Genomic DNA, 25,332 nt, shown 5'->3' with positions numbered 1-25,332 from the left:
TTTACATCATACATTGTTTTTACCTATTTGCCAAGAAAAATCGAATAAACGTTCTCATGTTTTGTAGCGGTTTTTTTCTGTAAATTAGAATTATAGAATAGGTTTGCATACTCAAAAAGCAATTTCCCTTTCAAAATAGGCCAGTATTTTGCTATTTTAAGTATTTATAAAGAATTTCCAAACCTTTTAATACTGTTCTATGTCTAATTGTATTTCGATTACCCTGGAAAATAAATTTCTCAACTAAATTTTCACCGGTATGATTGCTGATTGCTATGAAAACAGTTCCTGCCGGATGTCCTTCCACTTCACCCGGACCGGCAACACCTGTAAAGCTTATTCCAATGGCTGAATTCAGTTGTTTTCGTACATTTACAGCCATTTCCACTGCACATTCTTCACTAACTGTACCCTTCGATTGAATGGTGTTTTTGGAAACTCCAAGGACATTTTCTTTTACTGTTGTATCATAACAGACAATTCCTCCAGAACAAACTTCAGATGCACCCTCAACCGAAATAAGTTTACTCATGAATAATCCGCCTGTAAGACTTTCTGCTGCAGCTATCTGCTTGTTTTGCTGTTTTAATAATGTAATCACCTGACCTTCAAGCGTCTGATCATCAACACCATAAAAAAACGTTCCAACCCGATGAAGAATCTGTTGTTTTGTTTGTTCAAGCAAACTATCTGCTTTCTCCATCGAAGTATCTTTTGCCGTCAGACGAATAACTACGCCATCATTTTGCGCCAAAGGAGCAATCGTTGGATTACTTTGTGCTTTGATAATGTCTTTTAATTCATGTTCTAACTTTGATTCACCTATTCCAATAAACTTCAGGACAGTTGATTTAATAATATCCTTATTACCCGTCAGTTTTTGAAGATGTGGGAAAACATCATCTGTAGCCAGCTGTTTCATTTCTCTGGGAACACCTGGAAGAAATGCCCAAGTGCTCTTATTATGGGTCAGGATCATTCCAGGCGCCATTCCAACTTTATTTTCAAGTACCTCTGAACCTTTAAAAACTCGTGCCTGTTTCCGGTTATTTGGTGTCATAACAGATTTTCGCTTTTCAAAAAAATGTTTTATTTTCCCCATAGAATCAGGATGTTCAATTATTTCCAATTCACTTATGCTTTGAAATGCTTCACGGGTTAAATCATCATCTGTTGGACCAAGACCACCTGTCACAATAATAATATCTGAACGGCTCTCTGCAAGCGCAAATGTTTCTTCCACCCGTTTTAAATTATCTCCGACTACAACATGGTTATAGACATTTATACCGTATGAAGCAAGTTGTTGTGATAACCATTGAGCATTAGTATTTGATATTTGTCCCAATAAAAGCTCTGTACCAACTGCAATAATTTCCGCTTTATACTGTCGCATTATTTAGAATCCCTCATTACATGCCAATTTTTTACAAAGTAATCAATTCCGGAATATACCGTGAAGAATGTAGCTATATATAACATAATTGTTCCAAATGGAAATTCAATGTATGAAAAAGGAAAATTATGCAGTAATAATACGGCTATCGCAATCATTTGAGTTGCGGTTTTTAGTTTCCCCATACTGCCTGCTGCCAAGACAATCCCTTCACCGGCGGCAACTAATCTCAGACCGGTTACAGCTAATTCCCTACTAATAATAATGATCGTTACCCAAGCTGGTGCAAATCCCATTTCTACTAATAAGATTAATGCTGCTGATACAAGTAGTTTATCCGCAAGTGGATCTAAAAATTTCCCCAGGTTTGTTACTAGATCATATTTTCTGGCATAGTAACCATCAACCCAGTCTGTTGCTGAAGCAAAAATAAATAATAAGGCAGCAGCAAAATGGGATATAGGCAACGCTGCACTGCCAATACTCCACTCTCCCCAGTCAAAGGGAACACTTAATAAGATAATAAAAATGGGAATTAAAAAAATACGTGATAATGTAATTTTATTTGGTATATTCATTTTTCATTTATCCTCCTGTAAATCTTATATAAGTTATAAAACCCTTCCGTATAGGCAAAAAGGAAGGGTTTATATATATTATTCAGTTTCTTGATTAAGATTTATCCAAATTCTTTGCAGTACAAATTCATTAGGATCGACTGGATACTCTAATTCAATGCCGTTTATTTGGACTTTAATATCCGGTGCATGACCAATATTAAGATAAATTCTATCCTCTCCGGTCATATCGAATTCCAGTGGCTCCTCTTCTTCAGAAAATGCTTTTCCGTAAAATATCTCATCATTTCCGTTTTTCACATCCAACCATGAATAGCCTTCAGATTCAATCGTTAGTAGGACTTCTTCCCCCGGATTATTTAATTCAAATGTCGATACAGGTACAGATCCAGAACCTTCTTCTACAAGACTTAGCTCGGATTCAGACCCTTCTTCAGTTTGTTCATCTTCACCTGTTTCCTCCGTATTTGAATCTTCTGTAGCTTCAGTTCCCTCATCTTCTGTATTATTATTTTGTTCCGTATTGTCATCCGGGTAATTAATAGTTATATTATCATTTGGTTCCTCCTGGGGTGCGGATCCATCCTCAGACATTGTTTCCTTAATCAAATACCAGGCAACAAAGATAATACCAATAATTAATAAAACTACAATAATCGTTGGAATGATGGAGAAAATGGCTGAATTTTTGTCAGAATTATTTTCTTTTCTTGATCGTTGTATCCGTGTATATTGAAGATCATTTTCTTCTTCAGTTTTAGGGATTTCTTCCTTATATTCCTCTAACAAATCATTAGGATTAAGGCCTACAGCATTCGCATATTCTTTAATAAATGCTCTTGCATAAAATTTACCTGGCAGGATATGGAAGTTTCCTTCCTCAATTGCCAGTAAATATCTTTTTTGAATCTTCGTTGTTTCCTGTAAGCTATCCAAAGAAATGTTATTTGCTTCTCTGGCTTCTTTTAATCTTGCACCTATTTCCATAACTAACACCATCCATTTTAAAAATCAAACATAGAAAAGCCATTTCCCTGGCTGAATTGTTCTTTTTCTACAGGTTCATATGTAATTTCTTCATCCTCATGACTGCGTAATTCAATAATGTAATCAAAGTCATCCATATTATATTCTGTAGCCTGAACAAAAATATCCGGATGTTCTACCACTTTAATGGAAGGCAGCTGCATGATTTCCCGAATAAGCTGCCAATGCTTTTCGTTTGATCGTCTTTTAGATACAACGCCATCAATAATATAAATATTATCGTTATTATACTCACCTTCGATCAATTGACTTCGAACAGTTTGTTTAAGCAAAGTACTGGAAACGAATAACCAACGTTTATTTGCACAAACACTTGCAGCAACGACCGATTCTGTTTTACCAACTCTTGGCATTCCACGTACGCCTATCAGTTTATGGCCTTCCTGTTTGTAAAGTTCGGCCATGAAGTCTACAAGTAATCCTAACTCATCCCGTACAAAACGCACGGTTTTACGGTCGCCTGCATCTCTATGAATATACTTACCATGACGTACAGCCAATTTATCACGAAGTTTTGGTTTTCTAATTTTTGTTACTTTTATTGTGTCCATTGTTTGTAATATCGATTTTAGTCTTGTAATATGCTCATCGAACTTTGAAAGAAGCAACATACCTCTTCTTCCGTTCTCAACCCCATTTATTGTAATAATATTAATTGACAACATTCCTAATAAAGAAGAAATATCACCCAGTAACCCAGGACGGTTCATTTGAATTTCATATTCAAGGTACCATTCTGTTTTTTCCATAATTAGCTCCTTTTATTAATATACTTTATTCATGGTAACCAATCCATTTTGTATATGCAATCTATATTCTATAATAAATGATTTTAAGACAAGTGAAAAGAGTTTAATCATATAAATAAAAAGAAGCTGTATTTTTAGTATACAGCTTCCCTCACCTTAATAGTATTTATTGATTTGTATTTCCCTGATTTTGTACAAGTTTAACCATCGTATTCGCAATTGCCTGCTGTTCATTCTCTGAAGCAGCATTCCATAATTCCCGCAGTACTGCTTCTTCATTATTCTTTGCATCAACACTTTGCGCAAGATAGTCGCCTACTTCATGAGCAACATTTTGAATTGTTTGCTCGCTCATGCCCTGTTGCTGTGCAGATTGAAGCTTATTAGCTAAAAAACCTTTCCAATTATCGAAATTATCCAGAACTGACATACATTTGCCTCCTTCAATTTTTTACATGTATAGTATTTGATTTTTTCTATCGTTTATACATGTTTTAAAATTGAACTTGGCTGCTGCCCTACCAGCCACCGGTCATATTAATGATTTCACCTTGAATATAACTAGAGTTATCCTCCAGTAAAAAATGAACAATGCCGGCGACTTCACTCGGTTTTCCTGCACGATTCATCGGTATTTCATTATATAGTTCCTTTTTTTCTTCATTCGTTAAATTATTATTCATTTTAGTTTCAATAAAACCAGGACTAACGGCGTTTACTGCTATGCCACTTGGAGCAACCTCTTTTGCCAATGCTTTTACAAAACTATTTTGGGCACCTTTTACAGAGGAATAGATTACTTCGTTGCTTGCACCCTGTTCTCCCCAAATTGATGTGATAAATACAATCTTGCCGAATTGCTGCCTGATCATGGAAGGCAGCAAATGTTTAGTGATCATCCATGGTGCTTTAACATGTAGTGCCAGCATTTCATCCATTATCTGTTCAGAGGTATCCTGAAATAAACCAAAATGAGCTGTTCCACTTGCAAAAATAATATAATCAACTGGAAAAACCAGTTCGGTAAGCAACCTTTTCGTTTCGGTTTCAATCCTTAAGTCAGCCTGGATCACAGTAAGCACACAATCATTGTTTATTTTGTTCCGGAATTTATCTATCATTTCCCTATTTTTATTATAATGCAGCAATAATTGATAACCGTCTTCTGCCAGTCGGCTGGCAATAGCAACACCAATATCTCCGCTGGCACCAATAATTAATACATTCTTCCCCATCCTATTCCCCTACTCTGCAGCTATTGTACAAACGGTTAATTGATCTTCTTTAATCCAATTTTGTACGAATTCATTAGCTTCCTGAAGTGTTAATTTTTGTATTGACGGGATTACATCAAATAGATCTATTTCCATTGTGTTGTAATGAATATATTTATTTGCAATAAATTCCAATGAATTCATTGCTCTTAAAAGCTGACCAATTTTTTTCTTTTTCATCCGTTCAAAATCCTCATCGGAAAGTGATGCAGTATTTGTCTTCAACAGCAATTCTTTAACTTTATCTGCAAATTGATCAGGCTGCTCCGTATTACTGCCAATCAACGTATAGCCAAAGTTTCTCTCCAGGTTTGTTTCAAAATGGAAGCTTGCATCAATAAACTCTCCATTATATAGTTCCTGATAAAATTCTCCGCCTTTTGAAAAATAAAAATCCAGAACCATACCTTGAAGCAGATCTTTTTTTAAAAATTCTTCCTTGGTTAACTCTGAAGCTGAATCTTTTATGCCAATTGTACATTTCGGAATCGATACAGGCATAATAATTTTATTTTCTTTCGTTGCAACTTTAGTAGGCTCCTCCGGAAATTCTCTTTCAATCGTATCCATTTTTTCGAAATCTTTTGATTGCTGATTATTTCTGATTAAATCCATCATACTTTCAGCATCAAAATTCCCAGCAATAAACAGGGTCATATTTTCCGGGTGGTAAAAGGTGTTATAACATGTGTACAGGTCATCTTTAGTGATCGAATTAATAGAATCTACCGTACCAGCAATGTCGATATTTACCGGATGGTTTTTGAATATAGCTTTAATCGTTCCCATAAATGACTGCCAATCAGGCTGGTCATCATACATTTTAATTTCCTGTGCAATTATTCCTTTTTCCTTTTCAACAGATTGTTCGGAAAAGTAAGGATCCTGAACAAAGTCAATTAATGTTTCCACATTTTTTTCGATATGATTGGTTGCTGAGAATAAATAAGCAGTTTTTGTAAATGATGTGTACGCATTTGGAGAAGCACCCTGCCGGCCAAAATCTGCAAATACATCACGATCTTCTTTTTCAAATAGTTTATGTTCCAAAAAATGTGCGACACCTTCCGGAACGTTAACTTTATCCTCTTTTCCAATAGGTACAAAGGTTTGATCAATTGATCCATAGTTTGTAGAAAACAAACCATATGTTTTAGCCATTTCCCGTTTTGGAAGTAAAAATACATTCAAACCATTATCCAGTTTTTCTGAGTATATCGTTTCTGCAATTGCCTCATAAGTTTGTTCATTCATTAGACACGCCTCCCTCACTTGTTAATAAATAAACTGTATCTTCATCGATTTTATCTGCAAGTTTCGTAACATCTTCCTTCGTTACCTTTTTGATGCTTTCAATTAATTTCTCAGGAGGAAGTTCCTTGTCACCCAATACCTGTTGATATAAAAGTTCAATTAATCCTTGCGGATGATCCATTGTTTCCAGTAACTGATTGACAATCAATTCCTTTGTTTCATTTAATTCCGTTTCGGTAAAATCTCCATCCTTCATTGCCGTCATTTGTAGTTTGATAATATCTTTGGCTTTTTCGAAATCATCTGGTGCAATCCCACTGAGCACCAGCAATAAACCTTTTTGGCTTTCAATACGGGATGCAGCATAATAAGCAAGGCTGTTTTTTTCTCTTACATTTATAAATAATTTAGAACTTGGAAATCCGCCAAATATCCCGTTAAATACATGTAAAGCAAAATAATCTTCATCCTTATACGTGGCATTAGTCCGGTAGCCTATATGCAGCTTAGCCTGCTGAATATTTTGTTTTTCAATAACTTCTTTGGGATCAGATTGTTGTTTACTCTCAAGTATATTTTGCTTCTCAGATGTACTGGTTTCTCCCCGATCCATTGTGGTTGTAATTTTTTCAGCGACTTCCTGTTCATCAAAATCCCCTACTATATAAATATCCAGTTGATCTTCAGACAGCATTTTTTTGTAATACTCATATAGGTTTTCAGCAGTTAGATTGTTTAAATCTTCCTCATAACCATGAACATGTAATTGATAGGCTTCACCTTCACACATCTCATCAATTAATCTCATATTTGCATAACTCATTTTATCATCCTGGATGGCATTTATTTTTTGGTTTAAGGTATTTTTTTCCCTATTAACTATATCTTTTTCAAAAGCATTATTTGAACTATTTGGTTTGAATAATAGCTCACCGAACAGTTTTATCCCCTCATCAATAATGGATGATTCTTTTGGAATAAACTTTTGATTGGCCAGCTCCATGCGGAAGCTGATAATATGGCTTTCACCCTTTTTTGAGCCATCTATTGAGAGTACAGCACCATATAATTCATCCAGTTTTAGTTGAAGCTCCTGTCTGCTGGGGTAGCTTTTTGTCCCCTGCTTTAAAATATAAGGGAGTAAAGCCCTTTTTGTAATGGTCTCACGATTTAATGGAGCTCTCAGCTTTGCTACAATATTAATTGTTTTGAATTTATTACTTTGAATAAAATGCATGTTCAGTCCATTTTTCTTCACAATCTTTTCTTCGACTTTATTCATTAATTATCCTCCAGTACGATGTAATCAACTATATTCTGCACATATTTACCATTTGTAATCCATTATAAACGAAAAAAAACAGACTTGCTATGTATACATAACAAGTCTGTTCCGTAGTCTCCTATCTACTTCCCTTAATATACGGCTCACCATTTGCTCTAGGAGCATCTGCACGGCCGATGAATCCTGCCAAGGCAAGTATTGTTAATACATATGGTGCAATAAGCAGGAACACCTGTGGGACACTTTCAAGCAGTGGTATATTGCCGCCAATTACACTTAAGCTTTGGGCAAATCCAAAGAATAGTGCTGCCCCCATAGCTCCCAGCGGATGCCATTTTCCAAAGATGACGGCAGCCAGTGCCATAAATCCCTGTCCAACAATTGTTGAATGGGAGAAATTTGATACAATCGTAAGCGCGAAAACAGATCCGCCTAACCCACCAAAAGCACCGGATAGAATAACAGCAATATAACGCATTTTATAAACATTGATACCGTTTGTATCTGCAGCCATTGGATGTTCACCAACAGCCCGTAATCTTAAGCCAAATGGTGTTTTATATAAAACATACCATGCAATAAATGCAAATAGGATGGCAACATATGATGTTGAATATATCCCTTGAAAAAATATAGGACCTATGAAAGGTATATCAGCTAGTAATGGTATATCTGTCCTGAAAAACGGCTCTGTGACCATATCAGTCTGGCCTTTGCCATACCATTGTTTCGTTAAATAAACACCTATTCCGAGTGCTAGCATGTTGATAGCTACACCACTAACCACCTGGTTTGCATTAAAAGATACGGATGCAATGGCATGGATGATTGAAAATATAGCACCAATAATCGCTGCAACGAAAATAGAAATCCATGGTGTCCATGATCCAAAAACATCGGCAAATGTCAGATTAAATACAATTCCGACAAACGCCCCCATTACCATTAATCCTTCCAATCCGATGTTTACGACACCGGATCGTTCACTGAATACTCCGCCCAAAGCAGTGAATATCAGGGGTGCTGAAAAGAATAAGACTGTTGGAATAAGTGATTGCAATACTTCAATCATTTATTTCCCCTCCTTTTTGAAGCGAAGTAATACCCAGCGAATAATGTAACTGGATGCTACAAAGAAAATGATAAGTGCAATAATAATATCAACCAATTCTGTCGGGACACCTGCACCTGTTGGCATTTGACCGGCACCCTCTTTAAGAACACCAAACAGGATAGCTGCAAGTACAACACCAAATGCATTGTTTGCACCAAGCAGTGCTACTGCAATCCCATCAAATCCAAGGTTGGTGAAACCGGACATAATCGATATTGTGCCATATGTTCCAAGCCCCTCCATTGCTCCAGCAAGTCCCGCAAAAGCTCCCGAAATTACCATAGAAAGGATAATATTTTTACTTACATTCATTCCGGCATATTTTGAAGCATGCTGGTTGAATCCAACTGCTTTTAATTCATACCCTGCCGTAGTCCTCTGGATGATAAACCACATGACAGCTGCAGCGAATAAAGCTATTACAATACCATAATGCATCCGTGAGAAATATGTCAGTCCCTGCAGCCATTCTGATGCTAATGAAGCTGTTGGGGCAATTGCATCTGTTGTTGTTTCTTGCTCTGTCAAAACACTCCTGACAATTTCGTTTACAGAGTATAATGCAATGTAGTTCATCATAATTGTTACAATTACTTCATGTACGCCTAGTTTAGCTTTTAACAGACCTGGTATAAAACCCCAAAGGGCACCTGCTGCAAGTGAAGCTAAAATCGCAAGTGGAAGATGAATTACCATGGGAGCATCAACAGCAAGACCAACCCATACTGCAGCAAGCCAGCCCACGATAACCTGTCCTTCTGCACCGATATTAAATAATCCGGTACGAAAAGCAAAGGCTACAGCCAGACCTGTAAGGAGCAAAGGAGTAATTCTTCTGACAGTTTCTCCAATTGTAAATGCATCACCAAAAGCACCATTCCATAAAGCTGTATAACCAAGGATTGGATTATAACCGGAAAAAAGCATAATAATCGCTCCGGCAATCAGCCCAAGCAATACAGAAATAATTGGTATTAAAATGGTGAATAATTTGTTACTCTTTGTCATTTGATTCACCTGCCCCACTAACCTGACTACCTGCCATCAAGAGACCAAGCTCATGTTCATTCGTTTCTTCAGGTTTCAAAATGGCATCAATCTTACCATCAAACATAACTGCAATTCTGTCACTAACATCAATAATTTCATCTAATTCAAAGGAAACTAGTAATACAGCCCGTCCTTTATCCCGTTCTTCTATCAATCTTGTATGGATAAATTCGATCGCACCTACATCAAGTCCCCTGGTTGGCTGTGCTGCAATTAACAAATCAGGTGATCGGTCAAGTTCACGGCCGATAATCGCTTTTTGCTGATTTCCACCCGAAAGAGCCCTCGCTTTTGTAAATTCGCTCGGTGTTCTTACATCAAACTCTTCTATTATCTCCTTCGCTTTTTCATATATTTCTTTATAATTAAGGATTGCAGCCTTTGAAAATGGTTTTTGATAATATGTCTGCAGGACAATATTTTCCCCAACTGGATAATCAAGAACCAAACCATATTTGTGACGATCTTGTGGTATATGCCCAATTCCGCTTTCAGTCACTTTTCTCGGTGATAGATTTTTAATGTTTTTACCTTTTAGCATGATGGAACCGGATTCACTTTTTCTGAGTCCTGTAATGGCCTCGACCAATTCAGTTTGACCATTACCATCAACCCCAGCTATTCCGACAATTTCACCTGCGCGTACATCAAGGTTCAACTCTTTTACCATACTTATTTTTCTTGAATCATTTACAACAAGCTTTTCAATTTTTAAAACAGTTTCTTTTGGTTCGGCAGGTTTCTTTTCTGTTTTAAAAACAACATCTCTGCCAACCATTAATGATGCAAGCCTTGAAACACTGGTATCAGCTACATCTACCGTCCCTATTCCTTTTCCTTTACGGATAACTGTACAGCGGTCACAAACCTGCATAATTTCTTTTAATTTATGTGTAATTAATATAATAGATTTTCCTTCGGCTATAAGTGATTGCATAATTTCAATAAGCTCGTGAATTTCCTGTGGTGTCAAAACAGCAGTAGGCTCGTCAAATATTAATACGTCTGCCCCGCGGTATAGTGTTTTTAATATTTCAACACGCTGCTGCATCCCGACTGTAATATCACTGATTCTAGCAGTAGCATCCACCTTTAAACCATACTTGTCTGAAATTTCCTGTACTTCTCTCTCTGCTTTTTTTATATCTATTTTTCCTTTTTTGGTAGGTTCGTTGCCAAGTATAATGTTTTGCGTTACTGTAAATGGTTCAACAAGCATAAAGTGCTGATGAACCATGCCAATTCCAAGATCATTGGCTATATTCGGGTTCGTGATATTTACTTTTTTTCCATTTACACGAATCTCACCTTTTTCAGGCTGATATAAACCAAATAGAACGTTCATTAAGGTAGATTTACCTGCACCATTTTCACCTAATAATGCATGTATTTCCCCTTTTTTCAGTTGAACTGTAATATCATCATTTGCTACAATTCCTGGAAATTCCTTTCGTATATTCAACATTTCTATAACGTATTCCACTATAGCTCACCCCTTTTATACCATAAAACTATTTATATATAGTTTTTATAAATTGCCAAATGAAAAGGATAATCAATTAATTATCCACTTCATTTGAAAATTTCAAAACTGGAATTAATGAAGGAAAAGGCTGAAATAATCAGCCTTTCCTTATTATTTTTAAAGTCCATCTACAAATGCTTCCGTTTCTTCACGGGTTTGAGGAACTTCTAATTCACCACTAGCAATTTTTTCCTGCCATTCTTCTACCTCGCTGATAATATCTTCTGTCATTGCTTCTTCATTTGTAGTAGCAAAACTTATAGCGTCTTCTTCCAGTCCATATTCCAGTAATCCTCCACCAGGAAAATCACCGTTCATCGCTTGGTTAGCAACATCTTGTACAGCAACGTCAACACGTTTGATCATAGAAGTTAACGTTACATTATGATCACCGATTTGTCCTTCTTCATGCTGGTCACGGTCAACACCAATTACCCAGATTTCACGCTCAGGATCATTTTGCTTAAGATCTTTTGCCTCGTTAAACACACCATTACCTGTTCCACCAGCTGCATGGAAAATTATATCAATATCATTATTGTACATAGTTGAAGCAATGATTTTTCCTTTAGCAGCATCACCAAATGACTCTGCATAATCAACTTCCACTTCAATATCAGGATTTACAGATTTAGCTCCTGCAATGAAACCGGATTCAAATTTATTAATTAATGGTGAATCGATACCACCAACAAACCCTAATTTATTCGTGTTTGTTTTTTTAGCTGCAGCTACCCCAACCAAAAACGAACCTTGATGTTCTTTAAATGTAATACTCACACCATTATCTGCTTCGATCGTATCATCAACTAATGCAAATTTAGTGTCAGGATATTGATCCGCAACCTTTTGAAGGTCTTCTTTCAATTCAAAGCCAATCCCAAAAATCAAATCATATTCATCACGGATTAAACGGTTTAAGTTTGGAATATAGTCAGCCTTTTCATCGGACTGTGCATAATTTATTCCATTACCTTTAGAAAGTCCATGCTCTTCTCCCCAAGCCTTCAACCCTTCCCATGATGACTGGTTAAATGATTTATCATCAACCCCACCAATATCTGTTACCATTGCAGCACTAAAATCTGTTGATGCTTCTTCATCTGATGTTTCATTGTCAGAACCACTGTCAGTATCTCCGCTTTCCTCATCAGATCCACCGCTTCCACATGCTGCCAGGATTATACCAAGGCTTAATAGCAAAGCAAATAATAATATAAATTTACGATTTTTCAATCTAAATACCCCCATATTTGTTAAATTTTACTTCCTGAAGCTGATAAAACATAGCTATTCTTTGGCCAATCACCTCCTAAAAAGCATCATATAAATCCCCTTACATTCTTTTCCTAAGAACATGAAAGCTGAACACATCTGGGCGAAAATAATTGGCTGAATAAAGTACGGGCTCATCGTCACTCGTATAATGCATTTGCTTTAGTAGTAGTAATGATTGCTCAGGTCCGCAGTCCAATATATTATAAATACGATCATGATAGCTGATAGGTTCGATATATGTAACAGCATAGGCAATGTGTTTACCTGTATATTCCTCCATTAGTTTGAATAACGAGTCTGCCGTATGTACACGTTCTAAAGGAATTAATTCAGACGGAATCTTATCAATACAAAACACCACCGGACTATTATCAGCTGTACGTACACGCTCGATATTTGCAAGTGATTGGATCTTTTTAGGGGAGAATAGTTTGCATTCCTCTTCTGTTGGTTCAAGAAGTTCTGTAGTTAAATATTGTGAACCCGCAGTTTTCCCCGATTGTTCTATCATATAAGTAACACTGTTCAATTGCTCTATCCCAGACGAATAAATCGGCTTTGGATTAACGAAAGTACCTACCCCATGCCGACGCGCGACTACATTTTCTTCTTCTAATATTCGCAGTGCTTCTCTTAATGTTGCACGTGATACACCTAATTGCCTGGACAATTGAAATTCCGATGGCAGTTTTTCTTTTTCTTTATATTTACCGCTTTCAATATCCCGTTTAATTTCATCAATTACTTGTAAATATAAATGTCTGGAATCTATTTTAATCGACATATAATCCCCCCTTTATCGATAGAGTATTAATTTACCAGAGATCCGAGATCCGACATCTGACGTTTGACTATTTTGTCCGTCATCAATATACCATTATTATTAAAATAAATAAATAGTTTAGATACATTTTATTAATAAAACATTAATATTCCTGTAACAATCAATAGTTTGGGAAAAATTAAAAAGACAATCTATTCCGTTTTCTATGGAACAGATTGTCTACTTATTATCTATTGGTAACTTTAAGATGATCTTTCTTCATCAGTTTGTGAAATCAATACTGTTCTCGGCTTACTACCTTCATACGGGCCGACAATCCCTCTATCTTCCATTGCATCAATTAGTCTTGCGGCTCTTGTATAACCAATTCTAAATCTGCGCTGGAGCATTGAAACACTGGCGCTTTGCATTTCTGTTATCAACTGAACGGCATCATCATATAGTTCATCATCTACCTGTTCGGTAACTTCATTCGTGTCTTCCGGTATCATTTCTTCCTGATAAGAAGCCTTTTGCTGATCAATACAATGATCTACGATTCTTTCAACTTCATCATCTGATAAAAATGCCCCCTGGACTCTCGTAGGTTTAGATTGTCCAACTGGAAGAAATAACATGTCCCCTCGTCCAAGTAGTTTCTCAGCTCCACCGGAATCAAGAATTGTCCGGGAATCTGTTGAAGATGAAACACTAAAAGCAATTCTAGATGGAATATTTGCTTTTATAACACCGGTAATAACATCAACAGAAGGACGCTGTGTTGCTATAATTAAATGAATACCGGCTGCACGAGCCATTTGAGCAAGTCTTGTTATTGAATCTTCTACATCATTTGATGCAACCATCATTAAATCTGCCAGCTCATCTACCAACACTACTATATATGGCAGGTTTGGTTGTGTTTCATCTGAAGTTACATTATATTTACGTATATATTCATTATATCCTTCAATATTTCGTGTGCCCGTATCTGAAAATAACTCGTACCTTCTTTCCATCTCTGAAACTACTTTTTTTAGTGCTCGTGATGCTTTCTTAGGATCTGTTACAACAGGTGCAAGTAAATGCGGGATTCCATTATAAACATTTAATTCCACTTTTTTTGGATCTATCATCATCATTTTAACTTCATGTGGCTTTGTGCGCATTAAAATGGTCGTAATTATACCATTTACGCATACACTTTTACCACTTCCAGTTGCACCAGCTATTAAAAGATGCGGCATCTTATTTAATTCAGCCATTATGGCATCACCGGAAATATCACGCCCTAAAGCAAATAACAACTTGGATACCTGATTATTTAACGTACTATCCAGTACCTCACGGAGCGAAACCATAGCAACTTCCTGATTTGGCACTTCTATACCAACTGCTGATTTACCTGGAATAGGTGCTTCAATTCGAATATCCTTAGCAGCCAGTGCAAGTGCAAGATCATCATGTAAACTAACAATTTTACTTACCTTCACACCTGCTTCCGGATATACTTCATATTTTGTTACAGCAGGCCCTACATGTACTTTCGTTATTTTTGCCTTGACTCCAAAACTATTAAAGGTTCTTTCCAGCTTTCTTACCGTTGCCTGAATTTGCGACTTTTCCTGCTGTTGTGAGTTATGTGCAGGCTCAGCCAATAAATCCGGTGAAGGTAATAGATATTCATGATTTTCTGTTTCCGTCATAGGCATCGTTTCTAAATTGATCTCTTCCTGCTTATCATCTGCCGGGGCTTCTTCCATTGTTTTTTCTATTTGCTGCTTTGGATTCGGATTGGCATAAGCCACGTCCGTGAAATCCTGGATAAATGGTTCTTCAATTTCCTCATCACTTTGTGGTACTTCAACTTCTGATTGCTTCTCCTCTTTAAGATTATTTTTTTCAATTCTGGCATGCTTCCATTTTTCCTGGACGTTTTTTATAAATACTTTCATTTTTTTCCCTATTTTAGAAAAAAGATCTCCTATAGAGAACTCTGTCATAAAAATAAGTCCAATAATAATTGAAAATACAGCAACAATTTTTGCTCCTGCTAAAGAGAATAAATAATAGCAAAAAGTAAATAGGAGAGCACCAACCATACCTCCGCCTAATTGACCAGCGGTACCTTGTCCTTCAATAAACATAAAGAAATTGTCCCAGGTTGTTCCAATAATTGAGACATCACCTGAGCCTAGTAATCTTTCAAATGTCTGAATATGTGTTAAGAGTAATACCCCAATGAATAAAATATAGAAACCTATCAGTTTTTTATTAAAAAAATTAGGATAGCGTCTTTTCACAACTAAAAGGATACCTGTAATCAATAAAAATATGGATGCTGTAAAATACCATATGCCTAAAAAGAAGCGAAAGATATTTTCTAATCCGCCTGGAATTGCCCCATCACTAATTGCACTGGCACCACTGCCAAAAATGGCCAGAAAGATAAATAGCAGTCCCAGTAATTCAAATTTCAGCTGTTTTTTCAGTTTACCTTTTCTTTTTTTTCTATTCTTTGCCATATTTTCACCTCTATTATTTTACAGGCAATCACACATGAGCAGTAAACCCCTGCCGAAAAAATGGCAAGGGTGTTCAATACATAATTATTATAAATTATATCATAAAACAGGACTCTTTTTGTAAGTATTGCTGCTTTAAACGTCGAATTAGATATAAAGTGCGACGTATGCGCTTGGTTGTTTTCCGCTGCGGATCGTTGCGGACCTTAGGGTACGGCTTCAGCCTCCTCGCGGAAGATCACCGCTGTGGGGTCTTCAGACACGTGCTGGGACTGCGTTTACTCGTCCCACCGAAAACCTCTTGTTCCCGCAGGAGTCAACGATCCTCCACTCCAAACAACTGCCAAAAATGTGCAAGCATTTATTTGAATTAATCAAGAACTTTTTAAAAAATTACAAAGCACAATTCTAGCGAAGGAAACACATGAAGACTCCTGCGGGAGGAGAGGCATAGGTGAGACCCCACAGTGCGAAGCACGAGGAGGCTCACCAGCCGCCCGCGGAAAGCGAAATGTGTTTCCGGAGCGCTGGACTAGCACTCATCTTGTAAAGACAGGCGAGAAAAGTCATGCTAAAGTTACGTCGTCTCTTATATTTTTTGTAACAAACAACAGATTTTTGGTGGGCGCAAGCAGTTCACAGACCCCAATCCTTTAGAAAACAGCCTAAAACAAAGCAGCATTCAGCTGGAATCCTAATTACAAATTCCCTTTTGCTTCTTCTTTGATTAGGCTGACAAAGTAAAAGTGACACGAAAATTAACGTAAAATTGTTCCAGGTGTATAGTTTTCATCCATAAAATCCTGTGGATCGGTCGAAAGCAACTGCAACAACTGATAGGAGCCATCAGCTGTTTGTTCTACATATAGGGATTTTCCTCCATAGGAAACACAGTGCCTGTTTGAAAAATCCTCTGGTGAATTTGGATAAATATCTGCTTCTGATAAAGGCGTATATAATATCATTGGATCACCTGATTTTCCACGGTTTTATTATCGTTTATTAATTCATTTATTTTTTGCATTGCCTCCTTAACACCACCGACTCCATCAATTAATCCATATTCAACGGCATCTGTTCCAATAACATTTGTTCCAATATCTCTAGTTAAATTTCCTTTGGCAAACATCAGATCCTTAAATTTCTCTTCCTTTATATTGGAATGGTTAACCACAAAATTAATTACCCTGTCCTGCATTTTATCTAAGTATTCAAATGTTTGAGGTACTCCAATCACCAGACCTGTTAAACGAACCGGATGTATTGTCATTGTCGCTGTTGGTACAATATAAGAATAATTCGTAGCAACTGCAATTGGTACCCCAATAGAATGACCACCACCTAAAACAATGGAGACAGTAGGTTTGGAGATAGAAGATATCATTTCTGAAAGTGCAAGTCCTGCTTCTACATCCCCTCCGACTGTATTAAGCAAAATAATTAATCCTTCTATTTTTGGATTTTGTTCAATTGCAATCAGTTGTGGCAGCAAATGCTCATATTTAGTTGTTTTATTTTGTGGTGGTAATTGAATATGACCTTCTACTTGTCCAATAATGGAAAGAACATGAATATTTGAATCTGGGGCCTGTGGTATGTTGGATTGACCTAATTGCTGTATTTTTTGTACCAATGCAGATGAGTTTTGCTGTTGGTCCTGATTCTGATCTTCTTTTTTCTCGGTTTTATTATTCATTATTCAACACTCCTCATATAAATTGATCACACTAATGATAGTATGAACGTAATGGAGTATTAACATGCGTAAGAAAAGCAGTGCCAGTTTAACAATGTAAAAATATATATCCAACAGGTCAGAAATGGCTTTTCAGGGAAATCACATTAAAAAGCTATCTACTGCCAAAATGAAATAAAACCGGTATAAACCGGTTTTATTGATCAACTATTTTCTTTAATTCTAATTTTTCCTGTTTGGTAAGAGCTACTAATGGCAAGCGTACACTGCCGACTTCGATTCCCTTCATTTGCAAAGCGGTCTTAACAGGTATTGGAGAGGGCTGAGAAAAAAGGCCATTCATAACAGGTAATAATTTACGATGTGTGAGAGCAGCCTTTTTTACATTCCCTTTTTTAAAATTGTTAACCATATCCTTTATTTCATTACCAATAATATGGGATGCGACAGAAACAACACCATCTGCCCCAATGGAAAGCATTGGTAATGTCAGCCCATCATCCCCACAGTAAACACTAAATTGATCACTGGTTTCTTCAATAATTTCTGAAACCTGGTCAAGGTCGCCACTCGCTTCTTTTACTGAAACAATGTTTTTAATTTTACTTAGGTTAATAATTGTTTCTGCATTCATCTTCACAACAGACCGCCCTGGTATATTATATAACATAATAGGTAAGGTTGTTTCCTTAGCAATAGCGGTAAAATGCTCATACATTCCGCTTTGGCTAGGTTTATTATAATATGGGACAACCAACATGATTGCATCCATTCCACAATTTTCAGCGTATTTTGTTAAAGTAATTGAATCGGCAGTATTGTTACTTCCGGTACCGGCAATTACCGGTACTCTTTTATTGACGACTTTTACGACATGCTTAAAAAGGTTTATTTTTTCTTCTGTAGATAAGGTTGGTGACTCACCGGTTGTACCCGATACTACAAGTCCCTCCGTTCCATTATTCAGCAAGTATTCGATTAACACAGTTGTTTTCTCTAAGTCCATATTTCCATCTTCATCAAATGGAGTTACCATCGCTGTTAATACATTACCGAAATTCATTTATTTCACCTTTCTTCGGGAATTTATGATGACATGATTTGATAATTTGTTCTCTTCTTTATATTGCTTAATTCAAACACATCATGTAATGCATTTACTGCCGTTACCAGATCTTTTTCATGGATAAGAATCCAGATTGTCGTATGACTATCTGCAGATTGTAAAATTTGCACCTCTGCATTCGTTAGCGCCTGCACAATTTTAGAAGCAACACCAGGAATTCCAGTCATTCCGGCACCTACAACAGATACCTTTGCACAGTTTTCAGTTATTTCCGGTTGAAATCCCAGATTTTCCAGTATATTAACAGCTTTTTTTGTAAATGCTTCAGGAACTGTATAAATAACTCCTGTTGGCGAAATATTGATGAAATCGATGGAAATACCTGCCTCTGCCATTGCCTTAAATACGTTTGATTGAAGGTGAAATACGTCTTCCCTGGTTGGAACTTTGATTTGTGTTATTGATACAAGATGTGCAATACCGGTAATTAGCCGGTCGGGAATATCAGTTCCAGCTTCCGGAATAATAGATGAAGTTATCATTGTACCTTTTTCGCTGGACCGGGTAGACCTGACCTGTAGTGGAATTTTTGCCTGCATTGCAATTTCAACCGCACGGGGGTGTATTACTTTAGCACCCTGGTATGCCAAATTGCAAATCTCAGTATAGGTAACATTAATTAATGGGCGTGCAGTTTTCACTACTGACGGATCTGCCGTCATAATACCGTTAACGTCTGTAAAGATTTCAATACGTTCAGCCATTAAAGCTGAACCAAGCGCTGCGGCTGTAGTATCACTGCCACCCCGTCCAATTGTCGTTATTTCACCACTTTCTGTTTGTCCCTGAAATCCAGCAACAACAACAACATCATTATTTTCAAATTCATTTAAAATTCTTTTTGTCTCCACTTTTTTAATTTTAGCTTGATTAAAGTCTGCTGTTGTTACAATTCCCGCTTGTGCACCTGTTAATGCAGAAGCAGTTATATGATTCTTCCTAAGTTCATTTGTTAGAACTACAGCAGAAATAATTTCTCCACATGACATGAGTAGATCGAGTTCACGATTTGAATTATTATTTGCAGGAAAGTCAACCATACCGAGTAATGTATCGGTTGCATACGGATCTGATTTTCTTCCCAATGCAGATACTACAACAACCAGCTTATATCCTTTAACCAAAGCTTTTTTAATATGTTTGATAACATATTTCCTGCTTTCTTCAGATTGTACAGATGTTCCACCAAATTTTTGAACTAATATCTGCATTGTAACACCTCTTACGTTAGTTACATTTTAAAGAGCGTTCATCCTCTTTTTATAGCCATTTATTTTTTATTAAACTCTCGGCAATCTGCACCGTATTCCATGCAGCACCCTTCATAAGATTATCGGCTACTACCCACATATGGAATCCCTTATCATTATCTAAATCTTTTCGAACACGACCAACAAAAACATCTTCTTTATTTACTGCATCTAATGGTGTTGGATAAGTCTGAGTACTTGGATCATCCTGTAAAACTACACCATCCGCAGTTTCTAATACTTTCCAAAGGTCAGCTACTGTCAAGCCTTCCTCTTCTACTTCTATATAGATACTTTCTGCATGAGAAGTGAAAAAAGGTAATCGAACACAAGTTGCTGCTACAGATAAATCAGGAGCATGCAAGATTTTCTTTGTTTCATTTATCATTTTCATTTCTTCAAATGTATAGCCATTATCCTGGAAAACGTCAATCTGCGGCAGCGCATTAAACGCAATTGGATAATGCTTTTTATCTCCTTTTACTGGAAGTAATTCTGCAGTTAATTCATCTTTATTCAAAAACTGCTTCGTTTGATTTTCCAGTTCCAAATTAGCTTCTGCTCCTGCGCCTGATACTGCTTGATATGTTGATACAATAACCCGGTTTATACCGTAAGAATCCTTGATTGGTTTTAATGCTGCAACCATCTGGATTGTAGAACAGTTAGGATTTGCAATAATACCCTGGTGGTTTGCTATATCTGCCTGGTTAACCTCAGGCACAACTAATGGAACATCCTCAGCCATTCGATAAGCACTGGTATTATCAACAACAACAGCTCCTCGTTTCACTGCTTCCGGAGCAAGTTGTTTTGATACAGAACCTCCTGCAGAAAATAAAGCAATATCTACACCTGTAAAACTTTCGGGAGTTGCTTCTTCAACAACTATTTCTTCATTTTTAAACATTACTTTTTTTCCTGCAGATCGTTTTGAAGATAATAGCTTTACCTCATTTATCGGAAAAGCTTTATCCTCCAGGATTTGCAATATTTTCTGTCCTACTGCACCTGTTGCTCCCAGTATTGCAATATTGTATGTTTTGTTTTCTGTCATTTTGATAACTCCCTTCACCCTAAAAAAATATTTATAGTCTTAACATTGTATTTTATCATAATTTACTTATTTATAGGGAATTATTACAGGCTGAATTTGTTCATGCTCCAATGCAGCTTTGACAGTATCAACTAAATAATCCAAATTAGCTACTAAAGAGTTAGGCTTTTTATATGGATTATCCTGACCGTATGGAATAAAATAAATATATTTAGTTGCCATTAAACGCATTAAATTAACCCCGTTTAATCCAAGGGCATCATTTGTTGTTATACCTAAGACAACAGGGCTTTGATTTCTCATGGTGGATTTGGCAGCCATTAATACAGGAGAATCTGTCAATGCGTTTGCCATCTTACTTAATGAATTTCCTGTTAATGGTGCAATTATCATACAATCCAGTGGATTTTTCGGTCCTAACGGTTCAGCTTCCGGCATAGTAGAAATAACACGTTTCCCGGTAATTGATTCAATTTTTTCAATATGCTCTTCTGCTTTTCCAAACTTTGTATCAATATTTTTTACCGTATAAGAAACGATCGGAATAACTTCAGCCTTTTCAGCCATCAGCTTTTCTATTTGCGGAAAGATCTGACTATACGTATGATGTGAACCAGTTAAACCAAAACCAATCCTTTTTCCCTCAAGGCTCATTTTGCTCCTCCTTCTTCCTGCAATAATTGTTTAATGACATCTGCCAAGATCTTTCCAGCTGTTTTTGGTGCTACAATACCCGGCAGGCTTTTTGCTAGGATGGCCTTAATCCCACGCTGTTCTGCATACTTAAAATCAGTTCCACCGGGATTTGAAGCCAGATCAAATATTAATGCATGTGGTGGCAGCTGTTGGATTGTTTTCTTATCAATTACCATGGCAGGAATTGTATTTATTAATAAATCACATGAATCCGTATACTTATCAAGCTTATCTAATGGTATTGCAGTTAAGCCTCTTTCCGTAATTCGCGCCAAATCCTTTATACTACTGGCGCTGACAGAAACTTTTGCTCCAAGTGCAGAAAATTTATTTGCAACCGTGTTTCCGACTCTTCCAAAACCGGTTACAATAATACGGGAAGAATGAATGGTATAGTCTGTATGTTCAATAGCCATCATTATTACCCCTTCTGCAGTGGGGATTGAATTATAAATAGCAACATCATCACGATTTAATAAAGGTATTAATGAAATATCAGCTTCTTCTGTTGCCGTATTTAAAAAACTATTTGTAATTCCAGTAAATACAAGTGCTGTTTTTTTCAATTTTTTAAACCATTGTTCAGTTATTTGAATCGGCTGATCCGAAAAAACAGTTTCTACATTTCCTTCCAGATCCATTCCGGTAATTGGTAAGATAATAGCATCCAATTTTTCTACTTCCAAATCTTTAAATTCTGTCTGTTTTAGACCTGTAAATCCCTGTTCCAATTTATTGTATCCTACAAGTATAATGGTTGTGTCAGGCAGTCCCTGCAACTGCCGGATTAATTCAAGATAGCGTCCGTCGCCACCTATAACAGCTATTAATCGACTCATTCTTAGTAAATACCTCCAGACCATACTTTTCCTAATAGTGGATGTTCAAAAAGCCTATTCTATCCACCTTTTGAACACGTTTTAAAATCATTTCTTTATAGCTTATGTGTTTGTAGGCTGATAGTGATAAGGTTTTTAAAAATATTAGAAAACTGGCTATCGCCATGCCTTTTTTGGCGATGCCTTAGCCCGCACTTATGCAAGTGGGAAAGTTTTATACTTTCCTCCTTGCCAAAAATAAAAAGGCTGGTATCTCTAAAAATCGATACCAGCCTTGCTTTGATACGAGTTGCTACTCGAATTGATCGGTTTCTACCATGATCATATCTTCACCAATCTTCTTTATTGCTTTCCAGCGGATTTTCGTTTCTTCTCCCTCTTTTTTTAGTCCAAACCATTTATAGTTCGGAATAATAAATGCTTCTATCTGCCCTGTTCTTTCATCAATTTCCAAATCTGTCTGCCCCAGGATTCCTAACCTTGATCCCTGATTGACATCTACAATTTCTTTTCCACTGATTTCTTTATAGCGCATCGATTACCCTCCATCATTAATAGGTAATACATATATATGCAAAAAAAACTAACCTATGTTAGTTCACATAAGTTAGTTAATCATTTTAGGTGCAATTAAAGCTTGAGAAGCCGATTGTTTAAATATGGTTTCAATTACTTCTTGAATGGATTCATGACTAACTTCATCAATTTCCAGAATCATTTCATCTAATGTACGATGTCGCTGTAACAGTAGCTCATTTCTGCCATTACGGCTCATTCTGCTATTTGTACTTTCAAGACTCAACATTAAGTTACCTTTAAGTTGTTCTTTGCTATTATTTAGTTCTTTATCAGTTAGACCTTTAGCTATCAGGCTATCCACCGTTTTACTTATTGTCTCTTTTAATAATGGTAATTGTTCTTTACCGGTTCCAGCATAAATTGTGAGTAATCCATTGTCCAGGAAGGATGAATGATAAGAAAAGACCGAATAGGCTAATCCTTGTTTTTCCCTCACGTCCTGAAAAAGTCTTGAACTCATGCTTCCACCGAGAACATTATTCATGATAACCAAGCTGTAAACATTTTCATGGCCAATTTCCAGTCCATCATACCCTAAACATAAATGTGCTTGTTCTGTATCTTTGTTACGTTCGATATTATTTGCCAAAAAGGCTGGTTTTATTATTTGTGCACGTTCAAAATCAGATTGATAGCCTCCAAAATGACTATCAATTTTATTTATAAAAGACTCTTCCACATTCCCCGCTACCGATATCACAACATTATCCGGAGTATAACGCTCTTTGATATAATTTCTCAATGTATCCGGTTTAAAGTCCTTAAGATGGTCTTCTGTTCCCAGAATTGCATATCCCAATGGATGTTCACCATAAGAAGCTCTTGCTAACAGGTCATGAACGATATCATCCGGTGTATCTTCATACATTTTGATTTCTTCATATACTACTTTTTTCTCCCGTTCCATTTCTTCTTCATCAAATGATGAATTAAAGAACATATCTGCTAAAATTTCTAAAGCATACTCTTTATGTGTATCCAGTACTTTTGCATAAAAACATGTGTACTCTTTGGAAGTAAAAGCGTTAACCTGACCACCAATGGAGTCGAATGCCTCAGCAATATCCTGTGCTGATCTTGTGTTTGTCCCTTTAAAAAACATATGCTCGAGAAAATGTGAAATACCATTATTTAGTTCTGTTTCATTACGGGATCCAGTTAGTACCCATATACCGATTGTAACAGAGCGAACGGCAGGGATCTTTTCCAATACGACTCGAAGTCCGTTCTTACTAGTGTGTTTTTCAATCAATTTGTATCCTCCTACGTGTTATCTTTCTTCACTAAGTAATTTTTCTATTGTACTTATTTTATAGTCCTGGTCTTTAATGTTTTTAATTAAAGCTCCAAGGTTATTTGCGATAGAAGATGTTGGATGCATTAATATCGTTGCACCTGGATGAATTTTACTATTTACTCGGTTTATCATAACAGAAACAGAAGGATTCTTCCAATCAATTGTATCAACCGTCCATAAAATTGTTTCCATTTTCAATTGGTGTGCCGTGAGAACAACCTGATCATTAAAACTTCCACTTGGGGGAGCGAACCATTCAGGTGTTTCTCCTGTTATTGCTTCGATTATTTCATTTGTTTGATTTATCTGTTCGAAGATACTTTGATTTGATATCCTTGCCATATCGGGGTGATTATATGCGTGATTCCCGATTACATGGTCTTGTTCATCAATCATTTTAACAAGTTCAGAATTATCTTTCGCCCACTTGCCTTCAATAAAAAATGTTGCTTTCACTTTATTTTCTTTTAATATATTTACTATTTCCGGAATGAACTCTGCTCCCCAGGAAACATTTATTAAAAATGCCACCATGTTTTTTTCCGGATGACCCCGATATATCGGAGAAGCAGCCAAATCTTTTATTGATATCTCGGGAGATTTCTGTTCATACACAAGTAGTGATTCGTTATACTGTCCTTCTTCTTTCATTTTCTCATATGATTTATCCAAATTTACGATGAGACCATTTCGTCCGGGTGTTTTCTTCCAAACATCATCAATATATGCATTTTGCGGAGGATCTTTTAAATCTGTACTTTTATCCTGGATTTCTTTATATAATACATCTTCTGTTTTAATTGCTTGTGATAATGTTTTGGCTTCCTTCATCATAAACGGATTATATTCCGAATTATATGCTAATCCAACGATAATTATAAACACACATAAATTAACAACACTTCGATATCGGTACATACAAATCCCCCCTTGTTCATTCATATGAACACATGG

General features: G+C 36.5%; 24 protein-coding genes. All 24 read right to left on the bottom strand.

Features of this window, described 5'->3' with window-relative positions; all coding sequences use genetic code 11:
- Nucleotides 1–151 precede the first annotated feature (151 nt).
- On the bottom strand, nucleotides 152–1,396 hold the full coding sequence (locus tag CIL05_RS09350; RefSeq protein WP_095655266.1) for a competence/damage-inducible protein A: 1,245 nt from the start codon (nucleotides 1,394–1,396) through the stop codon (nucleotides 152–154).
- The gene (gene pgsA / locus CIL05_RS09345) at nucleotides 1,396–1,974 is read right to left on the bottom strand and encodes a CDP-diacylglycerol--glycerol-3-phosphate 3-phosphatidyltransferase (protein ID WP_095655265.1); all 579 of its coding nucleotides are present in this window, start codon (nucleotides 1,972–1,974) and stop codon (nucleotides 1,396–1,398) included. Before pgsA ends, CIL05_RS09350 begins: the two co-directional genes overlap by 1 nt.
- 78 nt (nucleotides 1,975–2,052) lie before the next feature.
- Entirely contained in the window at nucleotides 2,053–2,961 is a 909-nt protein-coding gene (locus CIL05_RS09340) for a helix-turn-helix domain-containing protein (RefSeq protein ID WP_095655264.1), read from the bottom strand.
- Nucleotides 2,962–2,978: 17 nt separating this feature from the next.
- A complete protein-coding gene (locus CIL05_RS09335; protein WP_095655263.1) occupies nucleotides 2,979–3,770 on the bottom strand; it encodes a DUF3388 domain-containing protein in 792 nt (263 codons plus the stop codon).
- Between the two features lie 166 nt (nucleotides 3,771–3,936).
- Nucleotides 3,937–4,200: a DUF3243 domain-containing protein gene (locus CIL05_RS09330; RefSeq protein WP_095655262.1), complete on the bottom strand. Its 264-nt coding sequence runs from the start codon at nucleotides 4,198–4,200 to the stop codon at nucleotides 3,937–3,939.
- An 88-nt stretch (nucleotides 4,201–4,288) separates the two neighbouring features.
- Nucleotides 4,289–5,005 (bottom strand): elongation factor P 5-aminopentanone reductase, encoded by a 717-nt coding sequence (gene ymfI, locus CIL05_RS09325; RefSeq protein WP_095655261.1) that lies wholly within the window; start codon nucleotides 5,003–5,005, stop codon nucleotides 4,289–4,291.
- 9 nt (nucleotides 5,006–5,014) lie between these two features.
- Entirely contained in the window at nucleotides 5,015–6,298 is a 1,284-nt protein-coding gene (gene yfmH / locus CIL05_RS09320; protein WP_095655260.1) for an EF-P 5-aminopentanol modification-associated protein YfmH, read from the bottom strand.
- On the bottom strand, nucleotides 6,291–7,580 hold the full coding sequence (gene yfmF / locus CIL05_RS09315) for an EF-P 5-aminopentanol modification-associated protein YfmF (RefSeq protein WP_095655259.1): 1,290 nt from the start codon (nucleotides 7,578–7,580) through the stop codon (nucleotides 6,291–6,293). The genes yfmH and yfmF overlap by 8 nt, the downstream gene beginning before the upstream one ends.
- 121 nt (nucleotides 7,581–7,701) lie before the next feature.
- Nucleotides 7,702–8,655, bottom strand: a complete 954-nt coding sequence (locus CIL05_RS09310) for an ABC transporter permease (RefSeq protein ID WP_095655258.1) — start codon at nucleotides 8,653–8,655, stop codon at nucleotides 7,702–7,704.
- Complete coding sequence (locus CIL05_RS09305) at nucleotides 8,656–9,705, bottom strand: ABC transporter permease (protein ID WP_095655257.1); 1,050 nt, start codon at nucleotides 9,703–9,705, stop codon at nucleotides 8,656–8,658.
- On the bottom strand, nucleotides 9,692–11,230 hold the full coding sequence (locus CIL05_RS09300) for an ABC transporter ATP-binding protein (RefSeq protein ID WP_095655256.1): 1,539 nt from the start codon (nucleotides 11,228–11,230) through the stop codon (nucleotides 9,692–9,694). Before CIL05_RS09300 ends, CIL05_RS09305 begins: the two co-directional genes overlap by 14 nt.
- 159 nt (nucleotides 11,231–11,389) lie before the next feature.
- A complete protein-coding gene (locus tag CIL05_RS09295) occupies nucleotides 11,390–12,508 on the bottom strand; it encodes a BMP family lipoprotein (protein ID WP_095655255.1) in 1,119 nt (372 codons plus the stop codon).
- A gap of 100 nt (nucleotides 12,509–12,608) precedes the next feature.
- On the bottom strand, nucleotides 12,609–13,334 hold the full coding sequence (locus CIL05_RS09290) for a GntR family transcriptional regulator (RefSeq protein ID WP_095655254.1): 726 nt from the start codon (nucleotides 13,332–13,334) through the stop codon (nucleotides 12,609–12,611).
- A gap of 242 nt (nucleotides 13,335–13,576) precedes the next feature.
- Complete coding sequence (locus CIL05_RS09285; RefSeq protein ID WP_095655253.1) at nucleotides 13,577–15,838, bottom strand: FtsK/SpoIIIE family DNA translocase; 2,262 nt, start codon at nucleotides 15,836–15,838, stop codon at nucleotides 13,577–13,579.
- Between the two features lie 758 nt (nucleotides 15,839–16,596).
- The gene (locus tag CIL05_RS09280) at nucleotides 16,597–16,803 is read right to left on the bottom strand and encodes a YlzJ-like family protein (protein ID WP_095655252.1); all 207 of its coding nucleotides are present in this window, start codon (nucleotides 16,801–16,803) and stop codon (nucleotides 16,597–16,599) included.
- Nucleotides 16,800–17,534 carry a ClpP family protease gene (locus tag CIL05_RS09275; RefSeq protein ID WP_095655251.1) on the bottom strand — a complete coding sequence of 245 codons (735 nt, stop codon included), beginning with the start codon at nucleotides 17,532–17,534 and terminating at the stop codon, nucleotides 16,800–16,802. The genes CIL05_RS09280 and CIL05_RS09275 overlap by 4 nt, the downstream gene beginning before the upstream one ends.
- A gap of 196 nt (nucleotides 17,535–17,730) precedes the next feature.
- Nucleotides 17,731–18,597 carry a 4-hydroxy-tetrahydrodipicolinate synthase gene (dapA, locus tag CIL05_RS09270; RefSeq protein WP_095655250.1) on the bottom strand — a complete coding sequence of 289 codons (867 nt, stop codon included), beginning with the start codon at nucleotides 18,595–18,597 and terminating at the stop codon, nucleotides 17,731–17,733.
- 23 nt (nucleotides 18,598–18,620) lie between these two features.
- Entirely contained in the window at nucleotides 18,621–19,871 is a 1,251-nt protein-coding gene (gene dapG / locus CIL05_RS09265) for an aspartate kinase (RefSeq protein WP_095655249.1), read from the bottom strand.
- Between the two features lie 49 nt (nucleotides 19,872–19,920).
- Nucleotides 19,921–20,967: an aspartate-semialdehyde dehydrogenase gene (gene asd / locus CIL05_RS09260; RefSeq protein WP_095655248.1), complete on the bottom strand. Its 1,047-nt coding sequence runs from the start codon at nucleotides 20,965–20,967 to the stop codon at nucleotides 19,921–19,923.
- Between the two features lie 66 nt (nucleotides 20,968–21,033).
- Nucleotides 21,034–21,621 carry a dipicolinate synthase subunit B gene (gene dpaB / locus CIL05_RS09255; RefSeq protein ID WP_095655247.1) on the bottom strand — a complete coding sequence of 196 codons (588 nt, stop codon included), beginning with the start codon at nucleotides 21,619–21,621 and terminating at the stop codon, nucleotides 21,034–21,036.
- Nucleotides 21,618–22,502, bottom strand: a complete 885-nt coding sequence (gene dpaA / locus CIL05_RS09250; protein ID WP_095655246.1) for a dipicolinic acid synthetase subunit A — start codon at nucleotides 22,500–22,502, stop codon at nucleotides 21,618–21,620. Before dpaA ends, dpaB begins: the two co-directional genes overlap by 4 nt.
- A gap of 292 nt (nucleotides 22,503–22,794) precedes the next feature.
- Complete coding sequence (locus CIL05_RS09245; RefSeq protein ID WP_095655245.1) at nucleotides 22,795–23,037, bottom strand: YlmC/YmxH family sporulation protein; 243 nt, start codon at nucleotides 23,035–23,037, stop codon at nucleotides 22,795–22,797.
- 72 nt (nucleotides 23,038–23,109) lie between these two features.
- The gene (locus tag CIL05_RS09240; protein ID WP_095655244.1) at nucleotides 23,110–24,333 is read right to left on the bottom strand and encodes a M16 family metallopeptidase; all 1,224 of its coding nucleotides are present in this window, start codon (nucleotides 24,331–24,333) and stop codon (nucleotides 23,110–23,112) included.
- An 18-nt stretch (nucleotides 24,334–24,351) separates the two neighbouring features.
- Nucleotides 24,352–25,296, bottom strand: coding sequence for a polysaccharide deacetylase family protein (locus CIL05_RS09235; RefSeq protein ID WP_095655243.1), 945 nt, complete (start codon nucleotides 25,294–25,296; stop codon nucleotides 24,352–24,354).
- Nucleotides 25,297–25,332: the final 36 nt, after the last annotated feature.

The sequence above is a fragment of the Virgibacillus profundi genome (assembly GCF_002287375.1).
Taxonomy (GTDB): Bacteria; Bacillota; Bacilli; order Bacillales; family Amphibacillaceae; genus Virgibacillus_K; species Virgibacillus_K profundi.
This window is presented reverse-complemented; position numbering and strand designations above follow the sequence as displayed.

Coding starts and splice junctions, on each gene's coding strand:
- CIL05_RS09285 (WP_095655253.1), bottom strand. CDS start 15,838: ATGGCAAAGAATAGAAAAAAAAGAAAAGGTAAACTGAAAAAACAGCTG.
- CIL05_RS09245 (WP_095655245.1), bottom strand. CDS start 23,037: ATGCGCTATAAAGAAATCAGTGGAAAAGAAATTGTAGATGTCAATCAG.
- CIL05_RS09280 (WP_095655252.1), bottom strand. CDS start 16,803: ATGATATTATATACGCCTTTATCAGAAGCAGATATTTATCCAAATTCA.
- CIL05_RS09310 (WP_095655258.1), bottom strand. CDS start 8,655: ATGATTGAAGTATTGCAATCACTTATTCCAACAGTCTTATTCTTTTCA.
- CIL05_RS09335 (WP_095655263.1), bottom strand. CDS start 3,770: ATGGAAAAAACAGAATGGTACCTTGAATATGAAATTCAAATGAACCGT.
- dapA (WP_095655250.1), bottom strand. CDS start 18,597: ATGAATTTCGGTAATGTATTAACAGCGATGGTAACTCCATTTGATGAA.
- CIL05_RS09275 (WP_095655251.1), bottom strand. CDS start 17,534: ATGAATAATAAAACCGAGAAAAAAGAAGATCAGAATCAGGACCAACAG.
- yfmH (WP_095655260.1), bottom strand. CDS start 6,298: ATGAATGAACAAACTTATGAGGCAATTGCAGAAACGATATACTCAGAA.
- dapG (WP_095655249.1), bottom strand. CDS start 19,871: ATGCAGATATTAGTTCAAAAATTTGGTGGAACATCTGTACAATCTGAA.
- CIL05_RS09330 (WP_095655262.1), bottom strand. CDS start 4,200: ATGTCAGTTCTGGATAATTTCGATAATTGGAAAGGTTTTTTAGCTAAT.
- CIL05_RS09290 (WP_095655254.1), bottom strand. CDS start 13,334: ATGTCGATTAAAATAGATTCCAGACATTTATATTTACAAGTAATTGAT.
- yfmF (WP_095655259.1), bottom strand. CDS start 7,580: ATGAATAAAGTCGAAGAAAAGATTGTGAAGAAAAATGGACTGAACATG.
- dpaA (WP_095655246.1), bottom strand. CDS start 22,502: ATGAGTCGATTAATAGCTGTTATAGGTGGCGACGGACGCTATCTTGAA.
- pgsA (WP_095655265.1), bottom strand. CDS start 1,974: ATGAATATACCAAATAAAATTACATTATCACGTATTTTTTTAATTCCC.
- asd (WP_095655248.1), bottom strand. CDS start 20,967: ATGACAGAAAACAAAACATACAATATTGCAATACTGGGAGCAACAGGT.
- CIL05_RS09305 (WP_095655257.1), bottom strand. CDS start 9,705: ATGACAAAGAGTAACAAATTATTCACCATTTTAATACCAATTATTTCT.
- ymfI (WP_095655261.1), bottom strand. CDS start 5,005: ATGGGGAAGAATGTATTAATTATTGGTGCCAGCGGAGATATTGGTGTT.
- CIL05_RS09350 (WP_095655266.1), bottom strand. CDS start 1,396: ATGCGACAGTATAAAGCGGAAATTATTGCAGTTGGTACAGAGCTTTTA.
- dpaB (WP_095655247.1), bottom strand. CDS start 21,621: ATGAGCCTTGAGGGAAAAAGGATTGGTTTTGGTTTAACTGGTTCACAT.
- CIL05_RS09340 (WP_095655264.1), bottom strand. CDS start 2,961: ATGGAAATAGGTGCAAGATTAAAAGAAGCCAGAGAAGCAAATAACATT.
- CIL05_RS09235 (WP_095655243.1), bottom strand. CDS start 25,296: ATGTACCGATATCGAAGTGTTGTTAATTTATGTGTGTTTATAATTATC.